Source organism: Pseudomonas sp. W2Oct36, assembly GCF_041060465.1.
Classification (GTDB): domain Bacteria; phylum Pseudomonadota; class Gammaproteobacteria; order Pseudomonadales; family Pseudomonadaceae; genus Aquipseudomonas; species Aquipseudomonas graminis_B.
The window spans coordinates 137,409-149,216 of sequence record NZ_JAUERW010000008.1 but is presented as its reverse complement, the minus strand read 5'-3'; the positions used below and the strand labels follow the sequence as shown (position 1 = coordinate 149,216).

The following is an 11,808-nucleotide window of genomic DNA, read 5'->3' as shown; positions in this document are numbered from 1 at the left end:
GGCAAGCCCTGTAGCACCGGCTTTAGCCGGGAAGACGTCGGTCGCTACACCTCAAATGTGTGGTGTTCATACCGACCTCTTCCCGGCTAAAGCCGGTCCTGCAAGGGAAGGCGTCAGTGATGACACCGCAAAATCCTCGCCGAGGAAACCTCAATTCCCCGGCTCGTCCCGCTCGTCCACCAGCCCCCAATCCTTCACATTCACCTGCGCGGCAGGCTGGGGCGCACGGGGGGCGCTGGCGATGGTCGATGGCCCGTCCTCGCTGTGCAGTTTCAACCGCAGGCGCACGTTGTTGGCCGAATCCGCGTTCTTCAGGGCTTCGTCTTCAGTGATTGCGCCCTCCACCGCCAGGTCATACAGCGCGTTGTCGAAGGTCTGCATGCCGAGGTTGGTGGACTTCTCCATGATGCCCTTAAGCTCGGTCAACTCGTTGCGGTGGATCAGGTCGCGAATCGTCGGCGTGCCCAGCATCACCTCCACCGCAGCACGGCGCTTGCCGTCAGTGGTCTTGACCAACCGCTGGGAGACGAACGCCTTGAGGTTGTTGCCCAGGTCATGGAGCAACTGCGGCCGGCGCTCTTCGGGGAAGAAGTTGATAATGCGGTCCAGCGCCTGATTGGCGTTGTTGGCGTGCAGCGTCGAGATGGCCAGGTGGCCGGTGTCGGCAAAGGCCAGCGCGTGCTCCATGGTTTCGCGGTCGCGGATCTCGCCGATCAGGATCACGTCCGGCGCCTGACGCAGGGTGTTCTTCAGCGCCGCATGGAAGCTGCGCGTGTCGACGCCCACTTCCCGCTGATTGATGATCGAGCGCTTGTGTTTGTGGATGAACTCCACCGGGTCTTCGATGGTAATGATGTGGCCGCTGGCGTGACGGTTGCGGTGGTCGATCAGCGCGGCCAGCGAGGTCGATTTACCCGAACCGGTGGCGCCAACGAACAGCACCAGGCCGTGCTTTTCCATGATCACATCGAGCAGGACCGGCGGCAGGTGCAGGTCTTCGAATTTGGGGATGTCGAGTTTGATGTTGCGCGCCACAATCGACACTTCGTTGCGCTGCTTGAAGATGTTGATCCGGAATCGCCCTACACCGGACAGGGAAAACGCCAGGTTCATTTCCAGGTCGCGTTCGAAATCCACGCGCTGTTCGGCGTCCATGATGCCGTTGGCAATCACCGCGACGTCACCGGGCTTGAACGCTTCGGTGCCCAGCGGCTTGAGCACGCCATTGAACTTGGCGCAGGGGGGCGCGCCGGTGGACAGGTAAAGGTCCGATCCATCCTGGGTGGCAAGCACCTTCAACAACGCCGGAAAATCCATAAGGCAACACCGCACATGAGGTTTGAGGAGACTGCAGGCCTACAGGTTGTGGACCTTCGACCGGTTTTAACGTTCGGGCTGTTTGCTGGCCGGGGCAAGGCCCTTGAACAGCCGGGTCAGGGCCCTTTGGACAGCCGGGTCAGGGCCGTGTGAAGAGCCGGGTCAGGCCTGTCTCAGCGCCGAGCCACACGTTCGTCCGGTCAAGGTGTGGGAAATTACCCGAAATCGCGCAGCAAAGGCATAATGCGCGGCTTTTTTATCGAGACGTCCGGTACCCCATGAAAGCCCAAGCCCGCCACATTCTGGTCAAGACCGCTGAAGAAGCCGAGCAACTGAAGCAGCGCATTGCCAAGGGCGAAGCGTTTGACGTACTGGCGAAGAAGTATTCGACGTGCCCGAGCGGCAAGCGCGGCGGGGATCTGGGTGAAGTGCGACCGGGCCAGATGGTCGGCGCGATTGACCAGGTGATTTTCAAAAAACCGTTGCGGACCGTGCAGGGTCCGGTCAAAAGCAAATTCGGGTATCACCTGGTGCAGGTGTTTTATCGGGATTGAGGGTTGGGGCCGGAATGTGTAGTGGTCGTTCTGGCCCCCTTGCCTTAGCAGGACTGGCTTTAGCCGGGAACAGGCCGGATTGAGCACTCTCGATTTTGCGGTGTGTCGCCTGGCCCCTTCCCGGCTGAAGCCGGCCTACAGGGTGTGCGCGGCCCTACGCAGGGTTCTCGGCCCTGCCTCAAATCGGCATCACACTGCGCGGGATCAACGCCCCCGGGTGCTGAATCACCAGGCTCGCCAACTGATGCCCGGCGTTGGCCGCATCTTTCGGACCGCCGCCGCGCAAACGCCGAGCCAGATAGGCCGCGCTGAAGGAATCCCCCGCCGCCGTGGTATCGATGACTTTCTGCACGGCGTGCGCAGGCACTTCATAACGCCGGTCGTCGACGCTCACGAGACAGCTCTGCGCCCCGCGCTTGACCACCACTTCGCTGACACCCAGGTCGCGGTAGGTCTGCAAAATTTCCTCGCCGTCGGCGTAATCGAACAGCGCCTGCTCGTCCTCCTCGGTCAGCAGGGCCAGATCCACTTCGTGCATGACCGCGCGATACGCCTGCCGCGCTTGCTCGACACTGCGCCACAGGCGCGGGCGGTAGTTGTTGTCGAACACCACCCGCGCGCCACGGTCCCGGGCATCGGCGAGGGTCGACAGCAGCCGCGCCCGACCCGTCTCCCCCAGCACCGCCAGGGTGATGCCGCTGAAATACAGCACGTCGTAATCCGGCAGCGCGGCCAGCACCGGCTCCGCCGCCGGCGTGGTGAAGCATTCGCGCACCGCCGCCTCGTTGCGCCAGTACAGGAAACGCCGCTCGCCGTTGGCGTCGGTTTGAATGCAATACAGCCCCGGCAGCCGCCCCGGCAGACGCTGGACCCGACTCAGGCCAATGCCCTCCTCCGTCCAGACCTGGCACATGGCGTCGCTGAAACTGTCATCGCCCAGCGCCGTGACGTAATCCACCTGCGCCGCCGAACCCAGCAGCCGCGACAGGTACACCGCCGTATTCAGCGTGTCGCCGCCGAAGCTCTGCTTGAGCGTGCCGTTGGCGTGCTGTTGCAACTCGATCATGCATTCGCCGATCAGGGCAACGCGCGGGTAGCTGTGACTGACCATTTCACTCATTGCAGACTCCTGTCAGAAGCAGGTATCGAAGGATTCGATGACGCGCAGGTCATCGCCGACCAGGCACCCCGTGCGCCATTTGTCGAAGGTCAGGCACGGGTGCGAGGTGCCGAACGAAACGATATCGCCGACCTTCAACTCGCAGCCCGGCGCGACGGTCATGAACGCATGCTGATCCATCACCGCCGTGACGGTGCAGGCGCTGACGTCCTCGCCAGTCGCCGGCACCGCCCCTGGCGCATATCGCTTGATCGGGTTGGGCATGCCGGCGTCGAACGCCACGTCGCGCTTGCCCATGGCAATCACCGCAAAACCTGGCTCAGGCATCGACTGCACATGGGCCCAGACTTCCATCGCCGGCCGTAAGCCTTCGCTCAGGTCGTGACGTCGGTCGAGCACGCAGCACTGCGCGTCTTTGTAGATGCCGTGGTCGTGGACCACGTAACTGCCGGGGCGCAGCACGCTGAGGAAACGCTCGCGCACCTGTTGCTTGTCGAATTCCTCGGCAATCAGGTCGTACCAGGCCGAACCCGAGGCTGTGACGATCGGGCGATCCAGGGCAAACGCGCCCTTGTCCTGCAGGGTCACGGCCAGCCGCACCAGCGATGTGGCGAACGCGCGAATGCCGCTCACCGCCTGGTCGCCATGGATCACGCCTTCGTAGCCCTCGATGCCGGTCAGCTTCAACGCCGGTTGCGCCGCAATGGCGTCGGCCAGGGCCATGACCTCGGCTTCGCTGCGGCAGCCGCAACGCCCACCGACCACGCCGTACTCGATCATCACATTGAGGGTCAGGCCCTTGGCGGCGAAGAACTCGCCCAGCGCCTTGACGTTGTCCGGGTGGTCGACCATGCAATGAAAGTCGAACATCCCGTCCGTGAGCATCTCGGCGATGAGCGCCATGTTCGGCGCGCCGACCAACTGGTTAGCCATCAGCACCCGACGCACGCCGTGGGCATAGGCCGCGCGGGTCTGCACCGCCGTGGCGAGGGTCATGCCCCAGGCGCCGTGCTGCAACTGCCGCAGAAACAGCGCCGGCACCATGCTGGTCTTGCCGTGGGGCGCCAGTTCAGCGCCACTGTCGCTGACGAACTTCTGCATCCAGCGCAGGTTGTGCTCCAGCGCCGTGTCGTGGATGACCAGCGCGGGCAGGCTGACGTCCCGCACCAGGTGGTCGCCGGGTTGCGTGGCGCCTTTTTCAATCGCGGCAATGCTCATCTCTGTTCTCCTGAATTTTTTGTTCGTGTGTGCGGCAACGCTATTCGATGACGCGCCGGGCCAGGCCGTTGGCGCTGTCGATCAACACGCGCCGGTAATGATCGTAGTGGGCCGTGGCGTCGGCCCGCGGGGCGACGATGCACAGGGTCGCGATGCAGATGCCCTGTTTGTCCCGCACGGGTGCGGCGAAGCAATGGGTGAAGGTGTCGGCGATGCTGTCGAAGGAAAAGAAGCCGTCGTCGTGGGCCTTGCGGATCTCGGCCAGAAACGTCTCTACCGGCAGGCGCGTGCCGTCCGGGAGGATGAAGTCCTCGTCGTCGATCAGGTCGATGATCGCCTGATCCGTGAGGTGCCCGAGCAGCAGGCGTCCCGACGCGGTCCACGGGATCGGCGCGTCCTCGCCGATGTCGGAGGAAATACGAAAATGCCGCGCGCCCTCCTTCATCAGCGCGACGGTGTATTTGCGGCCGTTGAGCAGGCACATCTGCGCGGTTTCCCGGGTCTGCTCGACGATTTGACCCAGGCTGACCTCGGCCTCGCGGGTGAAATCGAAATGGCGCAGATGCGCCTGCCCGAGGAAATACAACTGCCGCCCCAGGTAGACGTGGCCGTCCTTGCCGACGGTCTCGAGGATCCTTCGTTCCAGCAGCGAACTGACCAACTCGTACACCGTCGATTTCGGGCTGCCGATGCCGCTGGCGATCTCGTTGGGCCGCATCGGCGTGCCGGTTTCCTTGAGGTAATCGAGAATATCGAACGCTCGGTCTAAACCACGGGCCCGGCGTTTGATGTCTTCGGTCATGAGAGCAGCTCCAAGCTAAACGGCGCGGATGCAAAAACGCCTTCAGCCTTTGAATGTGGGGGTGGGCATGTTAGCTGCAAGCTTCAAGCGGCAAGTTGCATCAGCGCTCTCCCGACTTGCAGCTTGCAGCTTATAGCTTGCCGCTTTCAGCTCGCCTCACTTCTTCTTGTAGGCAATGCAATCGATCTCGACCTTGCAGTCGACCATCATGTTGGCCTGTACACAGGCGCGGGCCGGGGCGTGTTCCGGGGAGAAGTACTCGCCGAAGACCTTGTTGAAGCTCCAGAAATCACGCGGGTCTTCCAGCCACACGCCGACGCGCACCACGTCTTCCAGGCCGTAGCCGGCCTCGGTCAGAATCGTCACCAGGTTCTGCAGGGTCTTGTGGGTCTGCTCGACGATCCCGCCGTTGATGATCTCACCGTTTTCGGCCGGCACCTGCCCTGACACATGCAGCCAGCCATCGGCTTCGACGGCGCGGGCGAATGGACGTGGCTGGCCGCCACCTGCGGTACTGCCGGCGCCGTAACGAGTAATGCTCATGAAAATCTCCTTTGAGTGAGCGTCTTAAAAACGAATGTTCTTGAGGAATTCAGCCAGACGCGCTGACTTGGGTTGTTCGAATAATGCCTTGGGTGGGCCCTGCTCTTCGATGCGGCCCTGATTCATGAACACGATCTGATCGGACACCTCATAGGCGAAGCGCATCTCGTGGGTCACCAGCAGCATGGTCATGCCCTCTTCTGCCAGACCCTTGATCACGCTGAGCACCTCACCGACCAGCTCCGGGTCCAGGGCTGAGGTGACTTCATCGAACAGCATCAGGCTCGGGTTCATGGCGATGGCCCGGGCAATCGCCACGCGCTGCTGCTGACCGCCGGAGAGCTGGCCGGGAAAGTGATTGCGCCGCTCCAGCAGACCAACGCGGTCCAGCCACTTTTCGGCCAGGGCGATGGCTTGGTCCTTGGGCAGCTTCTTCACTTTGAGCAAGCCGAGGGTGACGTTCTGCAGCGCGGTCAGGTGCGGAAACAGGTTGAACTGCTGAAACGCCATCCCGGTCATCGCGCGGTGCCGGGCGATGAGCTTTTCCGGGTGGCGCACGCGCTTGCCACTGACGTCGCTGTAGCCGATGTCCTGACCTTCCAGACGAATGTGCCCGCCCTGAAACTCTTCCAGCAGATTGACGCAACGCAGCAGCGTGGTTTTGCCCGAGCCGCTGGAGCCGATCAGCGTGACCACGTTGCCCTTGTTCATTTTCAGGTCAACGCCCTTGAGCACTTCAACCGGGCCATAGGATTTGTGCAGCCCTTCGATGCTCAACAGAGCCGGGGCGGCAGGTGCGGTTTGAGTCTGTGTCATGGCAAGGCCACCCGTTTTTCGATTTGCCGCCCAAGAAGCTCGATGGCGTAGTTGATGACGAAGAAGAGAAAGCCGGCGAACAGGTAAAACTCAAGGGTCATGAAATTGCGCGCGATGACCTGCTGGGTGCTGAGCAACAGCTCGGCCACGCCGATCACCGAGAGCAAGGTCGAGGCCTTGACGATCTCCGTCGAGGAATTAACCCAGGTCGGCAAGATCTGCCGCAATGCCTGGGGCAGCAACACATAGCTGAGGGACTGGGGAAACGTCAGGCCGATGGCCTTGCCGGCTTCCAGCTGCCCGCGCGGGATGGCCTGCAGGGCACCGCGCACGATCTCGGCGACGTGGGAGCCGCAAAACAGCGTCAACCCCAGCGCACCGGCCTGAAACGCGCCGATCTGCCAGCCCAACGCTGGCGCCATGTAAAAGCAGGCCAGCACCAGCACAAACACGGGCGTGCCGCGAATCAGATCCACGTAGGCGCGAAACGGCAGGCGCGCCCACCATTTGCCGTAGGTCAGGATCAGCCCGGCAAATACGCCGATCACCGTCCCGAACACGATCGCCAGGCCCGCGCACTGGACACTGGTGAGAAACCCGGCCCACAGCGCCTCCCGCGCGACCCACAATTCATGCAACCAACTGGGTTGTTCGTACATGGTCCGGGCCTCCTAGCGGCGAATCGCCAGACGCTGCTCGAGGTAACGCAGCAGCATGGCGATGAGGTAACAGGCGGCGACGTACAGCGCCGTGGTCACCAGCCAGGTTTCAATCACCCGGTAGCTCTCGACGTTGATCTTGCGCGCGTAATAGGTCAGTTCCGGCACCGCGATGGCAGCGGCCAGCGACGTGTCCTTGAACAGCGAAATGAAGTTGTTCGACAGCGCCGGCAGCACGTTGCGCAACATCACCGGCACGACGATGTACGCACGCACCTGCCATTCGCCGAGGCCGATCGCCAGCCCCGCTTCGCGCTGGCCCTTGTGGATGCTCAGCAGGCCTGCGCGGAACACTTCGGTCAGGTACGCACCGGCGTACAGCGACAGGGTGACGATGAACGACGGGATCTTGTCCAGACGAATGCCCAGGCTGGGCATGGCAAAGTAAATCAACAGGATCAGCACCAGAATCGGCGTGTTGCGCACCACGGTCACGTAAATCGACGCGACGATCCGCAGGGCGCGGTAGCGGGACAGCATCGCGAATGCTGCCAGCATGCCGATGACGCAACCGATGGCGATGGAAATCAGGGCCAGTTCCAGGCCGAGCCCCAGCCCCGCCAGCAGACTGGGGAAATCCCGCCAGACCGCTGCAAAATTCAGCTGATAATTCATGGTCAGCAGTACCTGGGGCGGGACGGCATCGCGGCCGTCCCCGCCCCCTTCAGTGGGCGACGCGAGCGGCGCGGGTTATTTGTATTCCATCGGGAAACCGATCGCCGGGGTCGGCAGGTCCACGCCGAACCACTTCTTGAACGACTCGGCGTACATCGGGAATTCAACGCCGGTCATGGCTTCATGCAGGGCGGTGTTGACGAAGTTCAGCCAGTCCTGATCGCCACGTTTGACGGCGCACGCGTAGGTTTGCGGGCTCCAGGCGAACGCGGGCGAACGATAGCGACCGGGGTTCTGCACCATCAGGTATTTCACCGACGACTGATCGGTGGCCGCCGCATCGGCGCGACCGGAGTTGATGGCCTGGTACATCAAGTCGACGCTGTCGTACTGGTCGACCTTCGCCTTGGGCAGCGCCTGATGCACCAGCTCTTCGGCGTAGACGTTCTGCAGCACGGCAACGGTGACGCCATCACCCGCGCCTTTCAGGTCGTCGATTTCCTTGTACTTGCTGTTGGTCGGCAGCAGCAGCGCCACGCCTTCGCGGTAATAAGGCAGCGTGAACGCCACCTGCTGGGCGCGGCTGGCAGTCACCGTGATGAACTGGCAGCTCATGTCGACTTTATCCGTCAGCAGGTTCGGGATTCGCGCGTCGGAGGACTGCACGACAAACTCGACCTTGCTCGGATCATTAAACAAGCCCTTGGCGACGATGCGCGCGATGTCGATATCAAAACCCTGCAACTTGCCGTCCGCACCCTGAAAGTGCCAAGGGGCATTGGTGCTCCCGGTACCCACGATGAGATGGCCGCGCTGCAGGACGTTGTCCAGCTTGCTGTCGGCGGCATATGCCGTCGTTGCCAACGTTGCTGCCGTTATCAGGGCCAATGCAAAAGCTTTCAAAGAAAGGGATCCGCGCCGCATGAGAGAAACTCCGCCGGTTGTATTTATTCCGCTATAGCGGAACCTTGTTTGCCACAACGGAATAGACAGCAGAAAGTGTGCCACAGAGTCAGGCGGTAAAAGAAGCGGCGAGAATCACCGGTGTTTTCAATCACATGGGTTGAAATCCAGGTGCGTGCAGGTCGAAACGCCACGCGGGCTGACCAGACTCCGCGCTACGGATCACCCCACACAGTGCGCACAGGGCCCCATCGGCGTGCACTCCGCGCCAATAACGCGCATCACGGTTTGCGTGCCAAGACCGTTCATCGCGCCAAGGGCACGATCCGCCCGCCAAAGAACCCAATCAGCGCGTTGGTTAAGTAGTGGCATTTTGGTTCATGTTGGCACCCCGCCCATCAGGCTGAACAGGACACCGTCTGGCTGGTTATCCCGACACACCCCTCAATCGAGCTATGTTTTTCTTAATACCGGCCGATTCAGGAGGATGAAGGGAACATTGGCACCGTTACTGCTTCAAACGTCTTTATGAAGCTTTTATGACAGCCGCGTGAATACCCAGGGACGGCGGCACTTTTACGGGTTGTACGGTGGAGGAACCCCAATGAAACAGCGAGCCACAGTCATCTGCCGCAGGGACAACCAGATCCTTTACGTGCGCAAATCCAACGCCCGGTGGAACCTTCCCGGCGGCAAAGTCGAAGCCGATGAATCGCCTGCGCAGGCCGCTGCGCGCGAATTACGTGAAGAGACCGGTCTGATCCTGGAAGACCTGGCGTACATCACTCGCTATAAGGGCGGTGCCGTGTTGCATCACGTGTTCGAAGTGTCGGTGACGATGATCGCCACCCCTGCCCCCCACAACGAAATTGCCGACTGCAAGTGGTTCACCAGCAAAGAGCTGGGCGACCAGAAAGTCAGCCCAGCGGCGAAGTCCATCGTGAAGGCTTTTCTGACCAACGCCATTTATTAAGTGTTGTTGAGAGGCGTTCACAGGTTTTTCACATCGGGGGCGATACTCTTCACTTGCTCCTCCAAGACTGACTTTAAGCCCGCACCCCCCATCGCGGGCTTTTTCTTGCCCAAAATTCCTCCCGCCCCCCTCCTTTTCTCCCTGCCTGATCTATAAACATTCTGACGACCGGGCTTAATTTCGGCATCCGAACGCCGACAGTTAAGTGAGCATATCCAAGGAGCGGCAGATGTTTAATTCCAAAATCAAAAAGCAAATGTCCACTCTGAGCTCGGAGCTGGTCGCGCTGAAAAATTTTCACGACGCCCTCATGCAGCAAATGCTGTCGCTGACCGTGGATGCCGACCTGCGCATCACGGACGCAAACAGCAAATTCTGCGCAGCCATCGGTTACTCCCATGACGAGCTGGTTGGCCAGCCCATGGCGGCGTTCATTCCGACCTACGTCGCAACCCTGCCGTGCTTCCGCGACTTCAAGTTAGCGGCCGTCAACGGCACTGCGGTGACCGACGACTACCGCTTCATCAGCAAAGGCGGTTCGCTGATCTGGATTCACGCCACGTGGTCGCCGCTGAAGGATGATCAGGGCCGTGTGGCCGCCCTCAAGTGTCTGGCCACCAACGTTACCGCCGAAGTCAACAAGGCCCGGGAAAACGAGTCGTTCATCAACGCCCTGCTGCGCTCGACAGCGGTCATCGAATTCGACCTCGGCGGCCACGTGCTGAAGGCTAACCAGTCCTTCCTCCAGGAAATGGGCTACAGCCAGGATCAGATTCTCGGCAAGCACCACAGCCTGTTCTGTGACCCGAAATTCGCCGCCACCGAAGACTACAAAGCGTTCTGGAAACGCCTGAACAACGGCGACTTCGTGGCCGACCGGTTCAAACGCATCAACAGCCGTGGCGAGGACGTGTGGCTGGAAGCGACCTACAACCCGGTCCACGACACCCAGGGCAAGCTTTACAAGGTGGTGAAATTCGCCACTGTCATTACCGATCAGGTACGTCGCGAAGCCGAAATCAGCGTCGCAGCCGGCACGGCCTTCGAGATCTCCCAGCGCACCGACGTCTCGGCGCAGCGCGGGGCAGCGGTGATCAACAACACCGTGGAAACCATGAACGGCATCGCCGACCAGATGCTCTCTGCCTCCCATGGCATGGAAGCGCTGGGCAAGCAGTCGTTGCTGATCAGCACCATCGTGCAAACCATCGGCGGCATCGCCCAACAGACCAACTTGCTCGCCCTCAACGCCGCCATCGAAGCCGCCCGTGCCGGCGAACAGGGCCGGGGGTTCGCCGTGGTGGCCGATGAAGTGCGTCAGCTGGCCGGACGCACCAGCACGGCGACCGAAGAGATTGTCGCGGTGGTGCAACAGAACCAGAAACTGGTAGATGATGTGGTCAAGGACATGGGCAGCACCCGCGCCCAGGCGGAGCAAGGCCTGTCGTTGGCCAACCAGGCCGGCAGCGTGATCGTTGAGATCCAGGAAGGCGCGCGTCAGGTGGTGGGTGCCGTCCAGCGGTTCAACCACCAGCTCTGACAGCGGCCGCCCCCGTCCTTAACTCGGGGTGCCCCATGACAAATGGTCGCAGCGCGCCGAGCGGGAGATACGCTTGCCCTACAAAATGCTAATCTGCGCCACATATGTGGCCCCATCCGGGTATGCCACCCCACGTTGACATGGAGCCGACAATGGCTTTGGATTCCCTGCTCTGCCCGGATTTGCTGACCATCGCAGAGCGTTCGGCGATCGCCGAGGTTGAAGCGACGACGAATATCCTCAGGCTCGTGACGCGGCTGACCGGCATGCGCTTCGCCGGTATTGCCAAGTTCACCGACTCCGAGTGGGTCGCCTGCGCGGTTTATGACGAGATTCACATCGGCATCCAGGAAGGCGAAGTGCTGGAGCTGGAAACCACGCTGTGCAACGAACTGATCGCAAACCCGAAAGCGCTGATCATCCCCAGCATCAGCCAGAGCGAGCGCTATGCGGGTCGCCCGGTGGTCAAGCAATACGCCATCGAGAGCTACATCGGCGTGCCGATCAGCCTGCCCGACGGCCAGCTGTTCGGCGCCTTGTGCCTGCTCGATTCCAAAGCCAGCACCTTCGAAAGCCCGGACCTCGTCGAAACCCTGGGCCTGTTCTCCCGGCTGATCGGCTGCATAGTGTTCTCGCATTACAGCACGGTGAACAAGGTCAGGACGCAGGTCGAGCACGCTTAAGCATG

13 protein-coding genes are annotated in these 11,808 nt (G+C 61.5%); 4 read left to right on the top strand and 9 right to left on the bottom strand.

Features of this window, described 5'->3' with window-relative positions:
* Positions 1–150 precede the first annotated feature (150 nt).
* On the bottom strand, positions 151–1,317 hold the full coding sequence (locus QWI18_RS13460) for a PilT/PilU family type 4a pilus ATPase (protein ID WP_065990428.1): 1,167 nt from the start codon (positions 1,315–1,317) through the stop codon (positions 151–153).
* Between the two features lie 278 nt (positions 1,318–1,595).
* Between QWI18_RS13460 and QWI18_RS13455 the strand changes: the two genes are divergently transcribed.
* Positions 1,596–1,871: a peptidylprolyl isomerase gene (locus QWI18_RS13455; RefSeq protein WP_369319034.1), complete on the top strand. Its 276-nt coding sequence runs from the start codon at positions 1,596–1,598 to the stop codon at positions 1,869–1,871.
* 178 nt (positions 1,872–2,049) lie between these two features.
* On the opposite strand, the gene QWI18_RS13450 is transcribed toward QWI18_RS13455, so the two are convergent.
* The 8 genes from QWI18_RS13450 to QWI18_RS13415 form a co-directional block, all read right to left on the bottom strand.
* Entirely contained in the window at positions 2,050–2,991 is a 942-nt protein-coding gene (locus tag QWI18_RS13450) for a sugar kinase (protein WP_369319033.1), read from the bottom strand.
* A 12-nt stretch (positions 2,992–3,003) separates the two neighbouring features.
* Complete coding sequence (locus tag QWI18_RS13445; protein ID WP_192131897.1) at positions 3,004–4,209, bottom strand: amino acid deaminase; 1,206 nt, start codon at positions 4,207–4,209, stop codon at positions 3,004–3,006.
* A gap of 40 nt (positions 4,210–4,249) precedes the next feature.
* Positions 4,250–5,011, bottom strand: a complete 762-nt coding sequence (locus tag QWI18_RS13440; protein ID WP_369319032.1) for an IclR family transcriptional regulator — start codon at positions 5,009–5,011, stop codon at positions 4,250–4,252.
* Between the two features lie 156 nt (positions 5,012–5,167).
* Positions 5,168–5,554, bottom strand: a complete 387-nt coding sequence (locus QWI18_RS13435; RefSeq protein WP_369319031.1) for a RidA family protein — start codon at positions 5,552–5,554, stop codon at positions 5,168–5,170.
* 24 nt (positions 5,555–5,578) lie between these two features.
* Complete coding sequence (locus QWI18_RS13430) at positions 5,579–6,370, bottom strand: amino acid ABC transporter ATP-binding protein (RefSeq protein ID WP_065990418.1); 792 nt, start codon at positions 6,368–6,370, stop codon at positions 5,579–5,581.
* On the bottom strand, positions 6,367–7,029 hold the full coding sequence (locus QWI18_RS13425) for an amino acid ABC transporter permease (RefSeq protein WP_065990416.1): 663 nt from the start codon (positions 7,027–7,029) through the stop codon (positions 6,367–6,369). The genes QWI18_RS13430 and QWI18_RS13425 overlap by 4 nt, the downstream gene beginning before the upstream one ends.
* A gap of 12 nt (positions 7,030–7,041) precedes the next feature.
* Positions 7,042–7,704, bottom strand: coding sequence for an amino acid ABC transporter permease (locus QWI18_RS13420; protein WP_065990414.1), 663 nt, complete (start codon positions 7,702–7,704; stop codon positions 7,042–7,044).
* A gap of 75 nt (positions 7,705–7,779) precedes the next feature.
* Positions 7,780–8,628, bottom strand: a complete 849-nt coding sequence (locus QWI18_RS13415) for a transporter substrate-binding domain-containing protein (protein ID WP_192131899.1) — start codon at positions 8,626–8,628, stop codon at positions 7,780–7,782.
* A gap of 583 nt (positions 8,629–9,211) precedes the next feature.
* Between QWI18_RS13415 and QWI18_RS13410 the strand changes: the two genes are divergently transcribed.
* The 3 genes from QWI18_RS13410 to QWI18_RS13400 all read left to right on the top strand — a co-directional run bounded on the left by QWI18_RS13410 (position 9,212) and on the right by QWI18_RS13400 (position 11,803).
* Positions 9,212–9,580: an NUDIX hydrolase gene (locus tag QWI18_RS13410; RefSeq protein ID WP_192131901.1), complete on the top strand. Its 369-nt coding sequence runs from the start codon at positions 9,212–9,214 to the stop codon at positions 9,578–9,580.
* A gap of 229 nt (positions 9,581–9,809) precedes the next feature.
* Positions 9,810–11,120, top strand: coding sequence for a PAS domain-containing methyl-accepting chemotaxis protein (locus QWI18_RS13405; protein WP_065990411.1), 1,311 nt, complete (start codon positions 9,810–9,812; stop codon positions 11,118–11,120).
* Positions 11,121–11,272: 152 nt separating this feature from the next.
* Entirely contained in the window at positions 11,273–11,803 is a 531-nt protein-coding gene (locus QWI18_RS13400) for a GAF domain-containing protein (protein ID WP_065990408.1), read from the top strand.
* The last annotated feature ends 5 nt before the right edge of the window (positions 11,804–11,808 follow it).